This is a genomic window from Streptomyces pratensis (assembly GCF_016804005.1).
Classification (GTDB): domain Bacteria; phylum Actinomycetota; class Actinomycetes; order Streptomycetales; family Streptomycetaceae; genus Streptomyces; species Streptomyces pratensis_A.
Window position 1 is genome coordinate 7,657,971 of sequence record NZ_CP051486.1, and the last position, 17,447, is coordinate 7,675,417.

Annotated in this window: 15 protein-coding genes; 10 read left to right on the forward strand and 5 right to left on the reverse strand. The window is 71.7% G+C overall.

Annotated elements, in window-relative coordinates; all coding sequences use genetic code 11:
* Positions 1–10 precede the first annotated feature (10 nt).
* Entirely contained in the window at positions 11–2,587 is a 2,577-nt protein-coding gene (locus HED23_RS32145) for a bifunctional FO biosynthesis protein CofGH (protein ID WP_203186827.1), read from the reverse strand.
* 120 nt (positions 2,588–2,707) lie between these two features.
* Between HED23_RS32145 and HED23_RS32150 the strand changes: the two genes are divergently transcribed.
* Positions 2,708–3,499: an HAD family hydrolase gene (locus HED23_RS32150; protein WP_203187729.1), complete on the forward strand. Its 792-nt coding sequence runs from the start codon at positions 2,708–2,710 to the stop codon at positions 3,497–3,499.
* 29 nt (positions 3,500–3,528) lie between these two features.
* On the opposite strand, the gene HED23_RS32155 is transcribed toward HED23_RS32150, so the two are convergent.
* Positions 3,529–4,269, reverse strand: a complete 741-nt coding sequence (locus HED23_RS32155; RefSeq protein WP_203186828.1) for a FadR/GntR family transcriptional regulator — start codon at positions 4,267–4,269, stop codon at positions 3,529–3,531.
* A gap of 243 nt (positions 4,270–4,512) precedes the next feature.
* Between HED23_RS32155 and HED23_RS32160 the strand changes: the two genes are divergently transcribed.
* Genes HED23_RS32160 through HED23_RS32185 form a run of 6 tightly spaced genes read left to right on the forward strand, consistent with a single transcriptional unit; the run spans position 4,513 to position 10,549 of the window.
* Complete coding sequence (locus HED23_RS32160) at positions 4,513–5,874, forward strand: MFS transporter (RefSeq protein ID WP_203186829.1); 1,362 nt, start codon at positions 4,513–4,515, stop codon at positions 5,872–5,874.
* Positions 5,874–7,610: a dihydroxyacetone kinase family protein gene (locus HED23_RS32165; RefSeq protein ID WP_203186830.1), complete on the forward strand. Its 1,737-nt coding sequence runs from the start codon at positions 5,874–5,876 to the stop codon at positions 7,608–7,610. The genes HED23_RS32160 and HED23_RS32165 overlap by 1 nt, the downstream gene beginning before the upstream one ends.
* Positions 7,610–8,104 (forward strand): ribose-5-phosphate isomerase, encoded by a 495-nt coding sequence (locus HED23_RS32170; protein WP_203186831.1) that lies wholly within the window; start codon positions 7,610–7,612, stop codon positions 8,102–8,104. Before HED23_RS32165 ends, HED23_RS32170 begins: the two co-directional genes overlap by 1 nt.
* Positions 8,104–8,898: a triose-phosphate isomerase family protein gene (locus tag HED23_RS32175; RefSeq protein WP_203186832.1), complete on the forward strand. Its 795-nt coding sequence runs from the start codon at positions 8,104–8,106 to the stop codon at positions 8,896–8,898. The genes HED23_RS32170 and HED23_RS32175 overlap by 1 nt, the downstream gene beginning before the upstream one ends.
* Complete coding sequence (locus tag HED23_RS32180; protein ID WP_203186833.1) at positions 8,883–9,680, forward strand: sugar phosphate isomerase/epimerase family protein; 798 nt, start codon at positions 8,883–8,885, stop codon at positions 9,678–9,680. The genes HED23_RS32175 and HED23_RS32180 overlap by 16 nt, the downstream gene beginning before the upstream one ends.
* Entirely contained in the window at positions 9,680–10,549 is an 870-nt protein-coding gene (locus tag HED23_RS32185; protein WP_203186834.1) for a phosphogluconate dehydrogenase C-terminal domain-containing protein, read from the forward strand. Before HED23_RS32180 ends, HED23_RS32185 begins: the two co-directional genes overlap by 1 nt.
* A gap of 93 nt (positions 10,550–10,642) precedes the next feature.
* Here the strand turns inward: HED23_RS32185 and HED23_RS32190 are convergent, their stop codons facing one another.
* On the reverse strand, positions 10,643–11,266 hold the full coding sequence (locus HED23_RS32190; protein WP_203186835.1) for a TetR/AcrR family transcriptional regulator C-terminal domain-containing protein: 624 nt from the start codon (positions 11,264–11,266) through the stop codon (positions 10,643–10,645).
* 60 nt (positions 11,267–11,326) lie between these two features.
* Here HED23_RS32190 and HED23_RS32195 point away from each other — a divergent pair, with 60 nt between their 5' ends.
* Both HED23_RS32195 and HED23_RS32200 read left to right on the forward strand, forming a co-directional pair.
* Entirely contained in the window at positions 11,327–12,757 is a 1,431-nt protein-coding gene (locus tag HED23_RS32195; RefSeq protein WP_203186836.1) for an FAD-dependent monooxygenase, read from the forward strand.
* A 54-nt stretch (positions 12,758–12,811) separates the two neighbouring features.
* On the forward strand, positions 12,812–14,011 hold the full coding sequence (locus HED23_RS32200; RefSeq protein ID WP_238442194.1) for a hypothetical protein: 1,200 nt from the start codon (positions 12,812–12,814) through the stop codon (positions 14,009–14,011).
* A gap of 59 nt (positions 14,012–14,070) precedes the next feature.
* On the opposite strand, the gene HED23_RS32205 is transcribed toward HED23_RS32200, so the two are convergent.
* Both HED23_RS32205 and HED23_RS32210 read right to left on the reverse strand, forming a co-directional pair.
* Positions 14,071–15,555 (reverse strand): peptidoglycan D,D-transpeptidase FtsI family protein, encoded by a 1,485-nt coding sequence (locus HED23_RS32205; RefSeq protein ID WP_203186837.1) that lies wholly within the window; start codon positions 15,553–15,555, stop codon positions 14,071–14,073.
* A gap of 135 nt (positions 15,556–15,690) precedes the next feature.
* A complete protein-coding gene (locus tag HED23_RS32210; RefSeq protein WP_203186838.1) occupies positions 15,691–16,536 on the reverse strand; it encodes an LLM class F420-dependent oxidoreductase in 846 nt (281 codons plus the stop codon).
* 178 nt (positions 16,537–16,714) lie between these two features.
* On the opposite strand from HED23_RS32210, the gene HED23_RS32215 reads away from it, so the two are divergent.
* The gene (locus HED23_RS32215) at positions 16,715–17,446 is read left to right on the forward strand and encodes a siderophore-interacting protein (RefSeq protein WP_203186839.1); all 732 of its coding nucleotides are present in this window, start codon (positions 16,715–16,717) and stop codon (positions 17,444–17,446) included.
* The last annotated feature ends 1 nt before the right edge of the window (position 17,447 follow it).

Genomic DNA, 17,447 nt, shown 5'->3' on the forward strand with positions numbered 1-17,447 from the left:
GCGGCGGCCCTCAGCCCTCCAGCACCGGCAGCAGCTCCGGCAGGTGCCCGTCCGATGCCACCGCGGCCGTGACGCGCTCCTCGGGCACCTCGTCGTACAGCGTCGTACGGGGCTTCGCCGGCCGGCCCGCGAGGTCGGCGATGGCGACGAGGTCCTGGATCGACCGGTACGAGCCGTAACTGGAGCCCGCCATGCGGGAGATGGTCTCCTCCATCAGCGTCCCGCCCAGGTCGTTGGCGCCCGAGCGGAGCATCTCGGCCGCACCTTCCGCTCCGAGCTTCACCCAGCTGGTCTGGATGTTGGTGATGTGCGGGTGGAGCAGCAGCCGGGCCATCGCGGTGACGGCCCGGTTGTCGCGGTCGGTGGGGCCGGGGCGGGCGATGCCGGCCAGGTAGACCGGGGCGTTGGTGTGGATGAAGGGGAGGGTGACGAACTCCGTGAAGCCACCGGTCTCCTGCTGGAGGCGGGCAAGTGTCCTGAAGTGGCCGAGCCAGTGGCGCGGCTGGTCGACATGGCCGTACATCATCGTCGACGAGGAGCGCAGGCCCGTCTCGTGAGCCGTCCTGATGACCTCCAGCCAGGTGGCGGTCGGCAGCTTCCCCTTGGTGAGGACCCAGCGGACCTCGTCGTCGAGGATCTCCGCGGCGGTGCCGGGGATCGAGTCGAGACCGGCCTCCTTGGCGGCGGTCAGCCAGTCGCGGATGGACATGCCGGTGCGGGTGGCTCCGTTGACGACCTCCATCGGCGAGAAGGCGTGGACGTGCATGCCGGGGACGCGCTCCTTCACCGCCCGGGCGATGTCGAAGTAGGCGGTGCCGGGCAGGTCCGGGTGGATGCCGCCCTGCATGCAGACCTCGACCGCGCCGACGTCCCAGGCCTGTGCGGCGCGGTCGGCGACCTGGTCCAGGGAGAGGGTGTAGGCGTCGGCGTCCGTACGCCGCTGGGCGAAGGCGCAGAACCGGCAGCCGGTGTAGCAGACGTTGGTGAAGTTGATGTTCCTGGTGACGATGTAGGTGACATCGTCACCGACCACGTCGCGGCGCAGGGTGTCCGCGATCCGGCACAGGTCGTCGAGCGCCGGGCCGTCCGCGTGGAGCAGGGCGAGGGCCTGGTCGTCGGTGAGCTTCGTCGGGTCGTCGGCGGCCTGGCTCAGGGCCTGGCGTACGTCGGCGTCGATCCTGGAGGGGACCATGCCGGGGGCGGCGGCCTCCCGCAGGGCCTCCCAGTCGCCGTACACCTCGTCGAAGTCGTCGCGCCGGTCGGCGGTGCGGCCCTCGGTGTCGATGGTGCGGTGCAGGTCGGTGCGGCCGGAGGCGTCGAAGCCCTGGTCGGGCTCCTGCCAGGGCAGACCGGCGGGGATCGCGCCCTCCTTCGCGAGGCCCGTCTCCGGGTCGGCGAGCGCCCGCACGTGCGGCAGGAGACGCGGGTCGAGCCACGGCTCGCCGCGCTGGATGAACTCCGGGTAGATCGTCAGACGTTCACGCAGTTCGAAGCCCGACTCGGCCGTGCGGGCCGCGAGATCGTCGATGTGCGGCCAGGGGCGCTCCGGGTTCACATGGTCCGGGGTGAGGGGTGACACGCCGCCCCAGTCGTCGATGCCCGCGCCGATCAGCAGGGCGTACTCGGCGTCGACGAGATTCGGCGGGGCCTGGATGCGGGCCGAGGGGCCGAGGATGTGGCGGGCGACGGCGATCGCGGCGGCCAGCTCCTCCAGTTCGGCGTCCGGCATCCCGCGCATGGCGGTGTCCGGCTTGGCGCGGAAGTTCTGGACGATGACTTCCTGGATGCCGTGGTAGGCCCGGGCCGTCCTGCGGAGCTCGAAGAGGGAGTCGGCGCGCTCCTCGTACGACTCGCCGATCCCGATGAGGATGCCGGTGGTGAACGGCACGTTGGACCGGCCCGCGTCCTCCAGTACCCGCAGCCGGACCGCGGGCTCCTTGTCCGGGGAGCCGTGGTGCGGGCCGCCCTTCTCGGACCACAGCCGGGTCGCCGTCGTCTCCAGCATCATGCCCATGGAGGGGGCGACGGGCTTCAGCCGCTGCAGGTCCGTCCACGTCATCACACCGGGGTTCAGGTGCGGCAGCAGCCCCGTCTCCTCCAGCACCCTGATCGCCATGGCACGCACGTACGCCAGGGTGTCGTCGTACCCCTCGGCCTCCAGCCACTCCCGCGCCTCGGGCCAGCGGTCCTCGGGCCGGTCGCCCAGCGTGAACAGTGCTTCCTTGCAGCCCATTTCGGCGCCCTTGCGGGCGATGTCGAGGACCTCGTCCGGTGACAGGAACATCCCGTGCCCCGCCTTGCGGAGCTTCCCGGGCACGGTGACGAAGGTGCAGTAGTGGCAGGTGTCACGGCAGAGCCGGGTCAGCGGGATGAAGACCTTCCGGGAGTACGTGATCACTCCCGGCCGGCCCGCGGCTTCCAGCCCCGCGTTCCGCACGCGGGCGGCGGAGGCTGCGAGATCGGTCAGATCGTCCCCTCGCGCCTGGAGCAGGACGGCGGCCTCGGCCGTGTCGAGGGCGACGCCGTCGCGAGCCCGCCGGAGGGCACGCCGCATGGCGTTGGTCGTGGGGCGCTGAGCATCGGTCATGAACCGAGCATACGAGCGCCCCGCTCCTTCCGGACCAGGGCCTCTGTCCGGCGTAACCGGCCGTGGAACGCTGGCGCCTTGGCCGTTATGTCCCGCTTGCACCGTAGGCTCGGATGGGTGATGGAAACGATCGTCTTCGACATCGGAGAAACCCTCGTCCGCGACGACCGCCTCTGGGCGTCATGGGCGGACTGGCTCGGCGTCCCGCCGCACACCGTCAGCGCACTGGTCGGCGCCTCGGTCGTGCAGGGCCGCGACGGCACCGACGCGCTGCGCGTCCTGCGCCCCGGCATGGACGTCACCGAGGCGTACCACGCCCGTGCGGCGGCGGGCCGGGGCGAGCACCTGGACGAGACGGACCTCTACCCCGACGTCCGCCCCGCACTGGCCGAACTGCGCGCGCTCGGACTGCGGGTCGTCGTCGCGGGCGACCGGTCGGCACGGGCGGGAGAGCTGCTGCGGAAACTGGACCTGCCGGCCGACCTGGTCGTCACCGCGCAGGAATGGGGCGTCGCCAAACCGGGCCGGGAGTTCTTCGCCCGCGTACTGGAGGTGTCGGGCGCCGCCCCGGAGGCCACTCTCTACGTCGGCGACCACCCGGCCGACGACCTGTTCCCGGCGAAGTCGTCGGGGCTGCGCACGGCGCACATCCGCCGTGGCCCGTACGGGCATTGGTGGGCGGACCACCCCGACGTCCTGGAGACCGCGGACTGGCGCGTCGACGCCCTGACCGAGCTCCCGGCGCTGCTGGCCGGGACCGGAACCAGGCGGCGGAGGGCCCCGGTCACGGCAACACCCGCCGACACCGCAACGGCGCCGGACCCGGCGACACCCACCGACACCGCGACGGACCCGGACCCGGCAGCACCCACGGCCACGGCAGCGGTCCCGCCCGCCGAGGTGCGGGACTGAGCGCCGGGTACCGGCAGCCCGGCCGGGAGTCAGTCCTCGTCGCCCCGCAGGGACAGCCGCAGCCGGTCGCTCGCCAGCCTCATGTGCTCCGCCATCGCGGCGTCCGCGCCCTCCGGGTCCCCGGCCCGGATCGCGTCGAGCACGGCCCCGTGCTCGTGCAGCGTCCCGCTGACCGTGCCCTCGATGTCTCCCGCCCGCTCCATCCACACCTGGAGCAGCGCCCGGATGGAGTGCAGGATGTCGCTGAGCACCGTGTTGCGGGCGATGTTCGCGGTCTCCAGGTGGAAGGCGATATCGGCGTCGACGAACGCCTTGACGTCCGTCCCCGCCTCCCGCATCCGCTCCAGGTGCTTCTCCAGCCGCTCGACGTCGGCCTCGGACGCCCGGTCCGCGGCCAGCCGTGCCGACATGCCCTCCATGAAGGTGCGGACCTCGACCAGGTCCTGGGTGCGGCGCTGACCGAGCATCAGGCCCCAGTTGATGGCCCGTGGAAGGAATTCCGAGGTCCCCTCCCGGACGTACGAGCCCGAGCCCGGCCTGATCTCGATGATGCCCAGGACGTCCAGTGCGGACAGCGCCCCGCGCACGCTGGAGCGCGCGACGCCGAGGGCGTCGGCGAGCTGGCGCTCGGCGGGCAGGCGCGTGCCCGGCTTCAGGTTCCCCTCGGACAGGTGATCGAGGAGCCGCTTGGCCACCTCACTGACCGAGGACTCCCGGACGACGGGGCGCAGAAGTGACGTGAAATCGGGCGCTTCGGGCTGCGTGGACACGCTGACCAGTACATCAGACGGGGCGGCGGAACCCCGGGGCGGGCGGACGATAACGCGCTCATCGGTCCAGGAGAAGAGCTCAGGGGAGCGACCTACGTCACTTTGGTAAATTGGTGACCAATTTAGATTCCAGGGCTAGCTTGTAGTTGTTCACCGGCCCGAAACACAACCTTCCACGGTTCACCTTCACCTGCCGGAGTAGACACAGAACCGGACAAAGCGGTCCGCAAGCGAGGAGTCTCCATGGGCGCCACTGCGCATTCAGCGATCGAGAGATCAGCGATCAAGAAGGTCTCGGTCCGGCTCGTCCCCTTCGTGGCCCTGATGTTCTTCGTGAACTACCTGGACCGGACGGCCGTCTCCTTCGCGGAGCCCAACGGCATGGGGCAGGACCTGGCGCTCACCGCGGCGCAGTTCGGCTTCGCCTCCGGCGTCTTCTTCATCGGCTACATCATTCTCGAAGTGCCCAGCAACATGGCACTGCACAAGTTCGGCGCACGGCGCTGGCTGGCCAGGATCATGGTCACCTGGGGCATCGTCGCCCTCCTCTTCACCTGGGTGCAGAACAGCGAGCAGCTCTACACGCTCCGCTTCCTGCTCGGGGTCGCCGAGGCCGGCTTCTTCCCCGGCGCGATCCTCTTCCTCAGCCAGTGGGTGCCTTCCCGGCACCGTACGAAGGTCCTCGGACTCTTCTACCTGGCGCAGCCGCTGACCACCGTCATAGGTGCCCCGCTGGCCGGCTGGTTCATCAACCAGCACGGGCTCTTCGGTCTCGAGGGCTGGCGCGTGATGTTCCTCGGTGTGTCGATCCCGGCGATCCTGCTGGGTGTCGTCGCCTGGTTCTACCTGATCGACAAGCCGGCCGACGCGAAGTGGCTGACCCCCGATGAGAAGGACTGGCTGACGAAGGAGCTCGCCGCCGAGAACGCGGGCAAGACCGGTGCGGACGAGAAGACCAACCACGGCAAGGAGGCCCTGAAGGCCGCCTTCACCAACAGCCGCGTCTGGACGCTCGCCCTCATCTACTTCGGCTTCATCTACGGCCTGTACGCCCTCGCCTTCTTCCTGCCGACGATCATCAACGGCTTCCAGGACCAGTTCGGCACGACGTTCAGCGTGATGGACAAGGCCCTGATCACCGCCATCCCGTACCTCCCGGCCGCGATCGTCCTCTACTTCTGGTCGCGCAACGCCACCAAGCACGGGGTCCGCACCTGGCACATCGCCGGCCCGGCCGTCGTCGGCGGAGTCTCCATCCCGGTCGCCCTGTACATGGGCTCACCGGCCGCCACGGTCGCCGTCATCACCGTGACCGCCTGTGCGATCTTCGCCGCGCTGCCCGTCTTCTGGTCCGTCCCCTCGCAGTTCCTGACCGGCGCCGCAGCCGCCGCCGGTATCGCCCTGATCAACACCGCGGGCAACGTGGCCGGCTTCGCCGCCGGATACGTGACCGGCTGGCTGAAGGACTTCAGCGGTGCCTACTACCTGCCGCTGTTCCTCGTCGGGGCCTTCATGCTCATGTCCGCCGCGCTGATGCTGTGGCTCGCCAAACGGTCCAAGGGCCAAAGCGCGCACCACGGCCGGCCTCTCGCAGAGGTTCGCTGATGACCCGCCTGTCCAACGATCCCGCCGCCTTCGCCGACGAAGCGCTCGAAGGCTTCGTCGCCGCCCACCCACGCAGGGTCCGCCAGGTACCCGGCGGGGTGGTCCGGGCCACCCGCACCGCCCCCGGCCAGGTCGCCGTGGTGGTCGGCGGCGGCTCCGGGCACTACCCGGCCTTCTCCGGGCTGGTCGGCCAGGGCCTCGCCCACGGCGCGGCGGTCGGCAACGTCTTCGCCTCGCCCTCCGCCCACCAGGTGCGCCAGGTCGCGCGGGCCGCCGAGACCGGCGGCGGCGTCCTCCTCGCGTACGGCAACTACGCGGGCGACGTCCTGCACTTCGGCCAGGCAGCGGTACAGCTCGCCGCCGAGGGGATACCCGCCCGCACGCTCGGCGTCACGGACGACATGTCCAGCGCCTCGCCCGAAGAGGCCCACAAGCGCCGCGGTGTCGCCGGGGACCTGATCGTCTTCAAGGCGGCCGCGGCGGCGGCCGAGGCAGGGCACCCGCTGGACGAGGTGACCCGGATCGCGTCGCTGGCGAACGCCCGCACCCGCTCCTTCGGTGTCGCGTTCTCCGGCTGCACGCTGCCGGGCGCCGACCACCCCCTCTTCACCGTGCCCGAGGGCCGCATGGCCGTGGGGCTCGGCATCCACGGCGAGCCCGGCATGGGCGAGCGGCCCGTGCCGACCGCCGACGAGGCCGCCGAGCTCCTGGTCTCCACCGTCCTCGGCGAACTCCCGGAAGGGGTGGACGCGCCGCGCGGCCGGCGGGCGGCGGTGATCCTCAACGGCCTCGGCTCGGTGAAGTACGAGGAGCTGTTCGTCGTCTACCGCCGGGTCGCCCAGCTCCTCGCCGAGGCCGGCGTCGAGGCCGTGGACCCCGAGGTCGGCGAACTGGTCACCAGCTTCGACATGGCCGGCGTATCGCTCACCCTGTGCTGGCTCACCGACGAGCTGGAACCCCTGTGGACGGCCCCGGCCGACGCCCCCGCCTACCGCAAGGGCACCGTCGAAGCGGCGGACCTCCACGTCCCGGACACCTCCGCGGAGACCGACGAGGACACCGTCCCGCCCGCCACCGACGACTCCCGCGAGGCGGCCCGCACCGCCCTCGCCGCGCTGCGCGTCCTCAAGGACACCGTCGACGTCCACGCCGACGAACTCGGCCGGATCGACGCGGTCGCCGGTGACGGCGACCACGGCATCGGCATGCAGCGCGGCTCCACCGGGGCGTACGAGGCGGCGCTCCGCGCCGAGGCCCTCGGCGCCGGTGCGGAAACGCTTCTGCTCCGGGCTGCCGATGCCTGGGCCGACCGGGCCGGCGGCACCTCCGGCGCCCTGTGGGGCGTCATCCTCCGGGCGGTCGGCTCCGCTCTCGGCGACACCGGGCGGCCCACGGCCCCCGTGGTCGCGGCAGGGGTCGCCCAGGCATCGGCGGGCGTGATGGAGCTCGGGAAGGCGGAGGTCGGCGACAAGACGATGGTCGACGTTCTCGTCCCCTTCTCCTACGCGCTCACGGCCGCGACCGAGGCGGGACAGCCCCTGGCCACCGCCTGGGACACGGCCGCGCACTCCGCGTCGGCCGCCGCCGAGGCCACGACGGGCCTGCTCCCCCGGATGGGCCGCGCCCGCCCGCACGCCGAGAAGAGCCTCGGCACTCCGGACGCCGGAGCCCACTCGCTCGCCCTGATCGTCCGTGCCGTGCACGGCGTGTTCGTACCCACCCTGGAGAACCACTGATGTCCGAGAAGCTCCGCATCGTCGTCGGCTCCGACGACGCCGGCCACGCCTACAAGGAAGCCCTCAGGAAGGACCTGGAGGCCAGCGGTCTCGTCGCCACCGTCACCGATGTGGGGGTCGACGCCGACGGGCACACCGCCTACCCGAAGGTCGCGATCGCCGCCGCCGAGATGGTTGCCCGAGGCGAGGCCGACCGCGCCCTGCTCGTCTGCGGCACGGGCCTCGGGGTGGCGATCGCCGCCAACAAGGTCAAGGGCATCCGGGCCGTCACCGCCCACGACTCCTTCTCCGTCGAGCGCGCGGTCCTCTCCAACAACGCCCAGGTCCTCACCTTCGGCCAGCGCGTCGTCGGCATCGAGCTCGCACGCCGGCTCGCCGCCGAGTGGCTGACGTACCGCTTCGACGAGGCGTCGGCGTCCGCGGCCAAGGTCGCGCTGATGGATGACTACGAGAACAAGAACGACCACGGGAACCAGCAGGAAGCCGCAGCCTGATGTCCGCGCAGAACCCCCGGGTCACGATCGGGGTGAGCCTGAAGATGTACTTCGGCCACCACCAGACCCTCAACTGGGCCCGCAGCATCGCCTTCCTCGCCGCCCGGCACCCGGCCGTCACCGGCGGCACGGCCGAACTCTTCGTGCTGCCCGCCTTCCCCGCACTCGTCCCCGTCACCGGCATCCTGGCCGGTACGGAGGTGCGGACCGGGGCGCAGGACCTGGCGACCCAGGACTCCGGCCCGTACACCGGCGAGGTCAGCGGCGCGCACCTGCACGAGATCGGCGCCCGCTACGCCGAGGTCGGCCACGCCGAGCGCCGCCGGCTCTTCGGCGAGGGCGACACGGTCGTCGCCGCCAAGACGGCGGCCGCGCTGCGCAACGGACTCACCCCGGTGCTCTGCGTCGGCGAGCTCGACCAGGTGTCCCCCTCCGAGGCGGCCGCCCGCACGGTCGCCGAGGCGGAACGCATCCTGGCCACCGCGGCCCACGAGGGGCCCCTCGCCCCGGTCGTCCTCGCGTACGAGCCGCAGTGGGCCATCGGCGCCCCCCGGCCCGCCTCTCCGGACCACATCCGCGTGGTCTGCCAGGCCCTCACCACCTGGCTCGCCACCCAGCCGTCCCTGGCCGGCAGCCGCGTGATCTACGGCGGCAGCGCGGGCCCGGGGCTGCTGACCGAGCTGGGCACGGGCGTCGACGGGCTGTTCCTCGGCCGCTTCGCCCACGACCCGGCAGCGGTGGAACGCATCCTCGACGAGACGCTGGAAGGAGTCCTGGCATGTCCTACGGCCTGAGCACCTACGCCTACTTCTGGCGCATCTCGGACAAAGCGCCCCGCCCCCTCACGCTCGACGAGATGCTCGCGCAGACCCGGGAGCTGGGCGGCGAGGTCTTCCAGATCTGCGACTACCCGCTGATCGAGACGTACGACGACGTGCGGCTCGACGCCCTGCGCGCCACGGCTGCCGGGCACGGCATCACGCTGGAGCTGGGCACCAGGGGCGTGCGCACGGAGCACCTCGCCACCTACCTCCGCATCGCACGGCGCCTGGGCGTCACCCTGGTCCGCTCCATGCTGAACACGGCCGACCACCGGCCGACGGTCGCGGAGGCCACCGCCCTGCTGCGCGAGGCCGTCCCCGCCTACGCGGCGGCGGGCGTCACGCTCGGCCTGGAGACCTACGAGCAGGTCTCCACCGACGACCTGTTGTCCGTCGTCCGCGGCGTGGACAGCCCGCACCTCGGCGTCGTCCTCGACCCGGGCAACAGCGTCGCCCGGCTGGAACGCCCGGTGGACGTCGTCGAGGCCACCGCCCCCCACGTGGTGAACATCCACGTCAAGGACTTCTCGTTCTCCCGCCGTGACGGCTGGGTCGGCTTCACCTTCGCCGGCTGCCCACTCGGCGAGGGCCTTCTCGACTACGCCCACATGATCGACACGGTCGGGCCGGACGAGCGGGGCATCAACCAGATCGTGGAGCACTGGCTCCCCTGGCAGGGCGATTTCGAGGAAACCGCCCGCCTGGAGGACCAGTGGACCCGGCACAGCATCAACACCCTTTTGAGGAGCAAGTAATGGCCACCGGATCCAAGACCGTCGCCGTCATCGGGGCCGCAGGCAAGATGGGCCAGCGCGTCTCCAACAACCTGGTCGAGAGCGACTTCACCACCCTCTTCGCCGAGAACTCCCCCAAGGGCCAGGAGCTGATCCGTGAGCTCGGCCGCGAGCTGACGGACAGCGCCGACGCCGCCGCGCAGGCCGACGTCGTGATCCTCGCCGTCCCGGACGTCGTCCTCGGCACGGTCTCCGAGCAGCTCGTCCCGGTCATGAAGCCCGGCGCGATCCTGCTGACCCTCGACCCGGCCGCCGCCTACGCCGGTCTGCTGACCCGCCGCGCGGACGTGCACAACGCCGTGGCGCACCCCTGCCACCCGTCGGTGTTCCTGGAGCGCACGACGAAGGAGGAGTGGGCGGACACCTTCGGCGGCATCGCCGCCCCGCAGGAGGTCGTCGCCTCCTTCGAGCCCGCCGCCGAGACCGCCGACCCGGCCGCGCAGGAGCTCGCCGAGGCCGTCATCTCCACCATGTACGCCCCGGTCGTCGAGGTGCACTGGGTGACCGTCAAGCAGCTCGCGGTCCTGGAGCCGACCCTCGTCGAGACGATCGCCTGCATGGTCGGCGCCCTGCTCACCGAGGCCCTCCACGAGACCGTCCACACGGTGGGCGTCCCGGAGAAGGCGGCCCGCGCCATGCTCCTCGGCCACACGCAGGTCGCGCTGGCCAACACCCTCAAGGGCTCGAACCCGTTCTCCGACGCGTGCCTGATCGCGATGGACTACGGCCGCGAGTCGATCGTCCGCGACGACTGGAAGAACGTCTTCAAGGACGACGAGCTCGACAAGGTCATCACACGGATGCTCAAGATCAAGGAGATCAAGCGCTGACCCGGTCCTGACCACCGGCGCCACCGCTCAGGTCCCCGCGAAACCGGGCCGGGCTCTCCATCAGGGGTGGAGGGCCCGGCCCTTCGCATGCCCTCATACCCCGAGGATGCGGGAGATCCCGTAGTCGAAGCGTTCGTCGAAGGAGGCGTCCTCGAAGTGCTCGACGGCCCGGGACAGTGACGGGTACTCCCCCGCACCCAGCCGACGGGCGAACACCGGGCCCCTCGCGTCCGGCAGCGCCTGCTCCTCCTGGGCCAGCCCGAGAGTGAAGTAGACCAGGGTCCAGGCCGTCCAGACCGCCTCCCGCTCCCGCAGTCCGCCGGCCAGCAGCGCCTCGACCACCAGCTCGGCGAAGCGGAGCGTGGCGGGCTCGGCGGCGTACGTACCGGCCACGATCCTGGCCCCGTCCCGGCGGGCGAGCAGAGCGCGACGATAGCGGTGGAACAGCTCGCGGACGCGCGGCTCCCACGGCTCGGGCAGTTCCTCCACCGGAACCTCGGCCAGAATCGCGTCCGCCATCAGCTCCAGCAGCCGCGCCTTGGTCTTCGCGTGCCAGAGGACGGTGTTCATCCGTACGCCGAGCCGGTCGGCGATGCCCCGGATCGAGAGCCCGTCCGCGCCCTTCTCGTCCAGCAGTTCCAGCCCCGCGTGCACCACCGCGCCGGGGCCGAGCCGGGCCTGTCCCGGTGTGGACTCCTCCACTTGCTTCTTGGTCACCGACCTAGTCTACTGGGCCCATCGCCGTTGGTCACTGACCAAGAGATTCGAGGAGCCGTCATGGAACACGTCGTCATCGCGGGAGGCGGGCCCACCGGCCTGTGGCTGGCCGCGGAGCTGCGCCTGGCCGGGACACCCGTCACCGTCCTGGAGGCGCGCCACGAACGCGACCCCCATTCCAAGGCCCTGACCCTCCACCCCCGCACTCTGGAGATTCTGGCCTTCCGAGGCGTGGCGGAGCCCTTCCTCGCCGAGGGGCGGCGCATCCCCAGCGGGCACTTCGGCGGACTGGACGACCGGATGGACTTCGGTGCCCTGGACACCCCGTACCCCTTCACGCTCGCCCTGCCGCAGGCCCGCACCGAGGAACTGCTGGAGGAAAGCGCGCTGGCGGCAGGTGCCGACATCCGGCGCGGACACCGGGTCACCGGTCTCACCCAGGACGAGGACGGGGTGACCGTGGAGGCAGCCGGACCCGACGGCCCGTACACCCTGCGCGCCGCGTACCTCGTCGGCTGCGACGGCACCCGGAGCACCGTGCGTGAGGCAGCGGGCATCGCGTTCCCCGGCACCGACGCCACGACGTGGGGCTGGCTCGGCGACGTCGCCCTCGACGCCCCGCCCGAGGGTGGGGCGTACGCCGCGTCGGGTCCGGCCGGTGGCGTCATGGTCGTCCCGATGCCGGAGGGAGTCCACCGGATCGTCGGCGGCGACCCGGACAGCAACGGACCGGACCACCCCGGCGAACTGACCCTGGACGCCCTCCGCGCCAAGGTGACCCGCATCGCCGGCACCGACTTCGGGATGCGTGACCCGCGCTGGCTCTCCCGGTTCGGCAACGCCACCCGCCAGGCCGCCGCGTACCGCGCGGGGCGCGTCCTGCTCGCGGGCGATGCCGCGCACATGCACTACCCGGCCGGCGGCGTCGGCCTCAACGTCGGCCTCCAGGACGCCACCAACCTCGGCTGGAAGCTGGCCGCGACCCTGGCGGGCACCGCCCCCGACGGACTCCTGGACAGCTACCACGCCGAACGCCACCCGGTCGGCGCCGACCTGCTGCTCAGCACCCGGGCCCAGACGGCGCTGATGAACGCCCACTCGGCGGAGGGCCAGGACCTGCGCACCCTGCTCAGCCGGCTCATCGCCACCGTCCCCGCGTTCTCCCTGAGCCTGGCCGAGCGGCTCTCCGCGCTCGGGGTCGCCTATCCGCCCCCGGCACCCGGGCACCCCCTGACGGGCCACCGCGCGCCCAACCTCGAACTCGCGGACGGGACGGACCTGTTCACCGCCCTCCGCCCCGGCAGGTACGTCCTGCTCGGCTTCACGGGCACCCCCTCGCCGATGCCCGGCGTCGTCGCCCGTGAGGCGTCCCGGCCCCGCACCCGCCCCGCCTGGTCCACCGTGCACACCGCGCTCATCCGCCCGGACGGGCACGTCGCCTGGGCGGGTGACGGTCCGGACCGTGATCCAGGCGTGACCACCAACCCGTAGCCTCCCTCCGACCAGGGGGATCCACGGGGTGAACGACCAAGCGGGGGGCGGCACATGAGATACGGACGCGCGGCGATACCGGCACTGGCCGGGGGGCTGCTCCTCACGGCGCTTCTGTTCTGGTCGGGGGCGAGCGTGAACGCGCTGCGCCTGCAGGGCACCGCCGAGGCCCTAGGAGGCCGGATGGCCGCCGACCTCCAGAACTGGCTCACTCCCTGGTCGTACGACCCCCCGGACTCCGTCCGGTTCGGCACCGGGGCGCTCGGAGGGATCGGCGACCCCGCCTCGGCCGACCCCGGCCGCCACCTCTCGCTGTACGGGACCGGCATGCAGATCCGGTTCGCCGCCGTCTTCGCCTTCTTCGTGCCCGGGGCGCTCCTCCTGGTCCGCCGACTGCCGCCGGTGAACGGCCGGACGCCGGTCACGCTGCTCGCGGTGTGGGCCTGGGGCCTGGTGGCCGGGGCCCTGGCGGTGACCACCTCAGCGCCGTGGATCATCGCCTCGCAGGGGAACGGAAGTTACCGCCTCCTGCCCCACCTCGCGTCCGTCTCCTCCGGCGGACGGCAGATCGTGGTGGTGACCGCACTCGTCGCGGCGGCCGTCACCGTGCTCGTGGCGCGGATGGCGGCGAAGGGCGCGGGGCCGCTGCCGCTGCGGGACGTCCCGGGGCGGGCCGCCCGCACCGCCGCCACCGCGGGCACCGCCGTGGTCGCCCTCTCGTCGGTGGCCCTCTCCTATCACCCGGTGGCCGCGACCGTGCAGACGGTCTCCCTGCCCGGCCTGTCGGAACCCGGCGACCTGCTGCGCCAGTGGCTGCTGCTCGGCGGCTGGGCGGGCCCGGCGGACGGGCAGACCGGCCACTGGTTCCTGTACCGCGTGGCCGACGCGCTGCTGCTCGCCGTGGTGTGGTGCGCCCTGAGGTGGCTGCCCGTGCTGCTGACCCGGGCCACCGTGCCGGCGATGGTGGCCGGCACCGTCTCCGCGACCGTCGTCGGACTGCTGGCGAACCAGGTCCTGCAGATGGCGGTGACCGGCGCCGACTCGGGCATGCGCTGGGGGTGGCAGCACCTGTCCGGAAGCCTCGGCAACGGCGTCCCCGCCGCCCTGACCTGGGGCGTGCTCGCCGGGCTCATCACGGTCGTGACCCTGCGCCTGGCCGGAGGTGGCGCGGCGGGCACCGAGACCGTGCCGCCGCCGCCCACCACGCCCACCGAACCGGCGCCCGCGCGACTGCCGGACCGGCCCGCCGTATGACCGCAGCCCCCGTCCGGCTCGTCGCCGGGCGGGGGCTGCGGTTGCGTCGGGGGCACGGCCTACTTGCCGAGCACCGACTTCATCACTTCGCGGGCGATGGGGCCACCCAGGCCGCCACCCGAGATGTCGGAGCGGGAGATGTCCATCGCCGTCGGGTCGATGAAGACCGCCACAGCGACGGCCCGGCCGTCGGCGTTCTTGCCGTACGAGACGAACCAGCCGTACGGCACCTCCTTGCTGACGTCGTCACCCCGCTGCGCCGTACCCGTCTTGCCGCCCACGGTCACCCCGTCGATCAGGGCACGCTTCGCGCTGCCCTCCTTGGCGGTGAACTCCATCATTTCCTGGACCTTCTTCGCCGTCTCCTCGGAGACCGCCTCGCTCTTCTGCTGCGGGCTGTGCTCCTCCAGGACGGACAGGTCCGGCCCCTGCAGCTTGTCGACGATGTACGGCTGCATCAGCTTGCCGTTGTTGGCGAGGGCCGCCGTCACCATGGCCATCTGCATCGGGGTGCTGGTGAGGCTGCCCTGGCCCATGCCGGTGAGGGCCGTGCCCGGCTTGTCGAGCTCCGAGGGGTAGAGGCTCTTGGTGGCGAGCATGTCGCCGAACTCCTCGGAGTAGACGTCCTGGTTGAAGCCGAACTTCTCGGCCGTCTCCCGCATCCCCTCCTCGCCCACCTTGAGGGCGGCGTCCAGGAAGACGTTGTTGCAGGAGTACTGCATGGCCGTCTTCATCGACGCCTTGTTGCACGTCGCGTCGCCGGCCTCACTGCTGATCTTGCTCGACGACAGCGGCAGCGGATAAGGGGACACGGCGTCGGTCGGGGCGTTGACGTCCGTGACGACGCCGTGCTCCAGGGCGGCTGCGGCCGTCAGGATCTTGAAGGTGGAGCCGGGCGGGAACGTCTCGCGCAGCGGGCGGTTGGCGAGCGGCTTGCCCTTGTCGTCGACCAGCGCCTGGAACTTGTCGCCCTCCTTGAAGGAGTTGCCGGCGAAGACCGAGGGGTCGTACGAGGGAGTCGAGACCAGGGCGAGGACCTTGCCGGTCGACGGTTCGAGGGCGACGACGGCGCCCCGGGCGTCGAGGTCGGTCAGCCCCTTGTAGGCCGCTTCCTGCGCCTTGGGGTCGATGGTCGTGACCACGTCGCCGCCGCGCCGGGGTTCACCGGTGAGGATGTCCTTGGCGTGCCGGAAGGCGAACCGCTCGTCCTCGCCGCTGAGGATCGTGTCGTACGTGTTCTCCAGGAGGGACATGCCCTGCGCCTGGGAGGCGTAGCCGGTCACGGGGGCGTACATCGGGCCCTGCTTGAAGGTGCGCTGGTACTTGAAGTCGGTCCCCTCGACCTCCTTCGACCCCGTGATCGCCTTGCCGCCCACGATGATGTCGCCGCGCGGGGTCGCGAACTGGGTGATCTTGACCCGGCGGTTGTGCTCGTGGGTGGCGAGCTCCTGGCTCGTGGCGTACTGGAGCCAGTTGGCCCGTATCAGCAGGGCCAGCATCAGCAGCCCACAGAATATGGCTATGTGCCGCAACGGCCTGTTCATCGTGCTCCCGCTCCCAGGCAGCCGGGCACACACGCACACGGGCCGCACCATCGATGTCCGGAGGTGATAGATGCGATTTTAGCGTTCATGGTTCCACCGGCGGATCGCGCCGGGGGTTTCACGTCCACAGGCTTCTCACAGGTAGGCCGCATAGGCGTCCAGTGCGCGCAGCACCTCCGCCTCACCCGCCGGAGGAAGCTGGAGGACGACCTCGTCGACGCCCAGATCCGCGTAGTACGCCAGCTTCCCCGGCGAGGGCAGGACGGCGTAGGGAACCACCTGGAGCTGCTCCGGGTCGCGTCCCGCCTCCTCCCAGGCCGCCCGCAGCTTCGGCACGGACTCCGACAGGCCGCGCCCGCCGATCGGCAGCCATCCGTCCGCGTCCCGGGCGATCTGCGCGAACAGCTTCGGCCCGGCCGCGCCGCCGATCAGGGTGCGCGGGCCGCTCACGGGACCGCGCGGCCGCTGCACCGGCTTCGGGTAGGCATGACTCGCCCGCACCGAGCCGAACTCACCGTCGTACGCCGTCGGCTCGTCCGCCCACAGGGCCCTCATCAGGGCCAGCCGGTCGCTGCCGAGGGCTCGCCTCGTCGACCACTCCACACCGTGGTCGGCGGCTTCCTCCACGTTCCAGCCGAAGCCGACGCCGAGCGTCAGCCGGCCGCCGGACAGGTGGTCGAGCGTGGCCGCCTGCTTCGCCAGATCGACGGGATCGTGCTGGGCGATCAGCGTGATGCCGGTACCGACGGACAGCCTCTCGGTGACCGCGGCGGCCTGCCCGAGCGCGACGAAGGGGTCGAGGGTGCGCCCGTATTCGGGAGGCAGTTCACCGCCGGCCGGGTACGGGCTCTCCCGGCTCACGGGGATGTGGGTGTGCTCGGGCAGGTACAGCCCGGCGAACCCCCGCTGCTCCAGCTCGCGCGCGAGCCGGACCGGGGTGATCGTCTCGTCGGTGAGGAAGATCGTTGTGGCGATCCGCATGTGAGGCACCTCCGTCGTCGTCCGTGACGGCTCCAAGGTATGCGGTGGAGCCGTCACGGACGCCACCGGGCAGAGCCCGTCGTTCCGTTTCGGCCGCAACTCCCGCCCGTTCCCGCCGGGACGAGGAGGTTAGGGTAGCCTAAGTTCACTGTTGTCCGGTCGTCGCGGGAGGGCTTTCATGGGTCACGGCTGGGAGGGCGTCGTCCTCAAGCTCTTCCGGGGACGGGACTTCACGTTCACCGTCACCGGCGCGGAACAGGTCACCGAGGACTTCCGGCGGGTGACCGTGACCGACGGCGGTCTGCTCGCGGCGACGGGCGGCGCCCACCCGACCATGTGGGTCAGGCTCTGGTTCGAACGGGACGGCAAGCCGCACCAGCGCGGCTACACCCTCGTCGACCCCGACCCGGCCACCGGGACGTTCAGCCTGGAATTCGCCCTCCACGACGGGACCGCGAGCGACTGGGCCCGTACCGCGCGGCCCGGCGACACGATCGACGCGACGCTCCAGGGCACCCGCTTCACCCTTCCCGAACCACGGCCCGCACGGCTCTTCGTGGTCGGGGACGCCGCATCGCTGCCCGCCGTGAACTCGCTGCTGGAAGCGCTCCCCGGTATCCCGGCGACGATCTGGTGCGAGACCGCGCACGCCTCGGACGAGAAGCCGCCGTTCCGGCTGGACGCGGCGCACCACACCCTGCACACCGTCCCGCGCCGCGACGCGGGCGCGCTCCTGGTCTCCGAGGTGAAGGCCGCCCTCCCCGGCCTGCTCGGCGAGGACGCCTCGGACGCGTACGTCTGGATCGCCTGCGACACGGCGACGACCCGGACCCTGGGCTCCTACGCCCGCAGGGAACTCGCCGTCCCCAAGGAGCGTGTGAACGCGCTGGGTTACTGGCGCGCCGACTGAC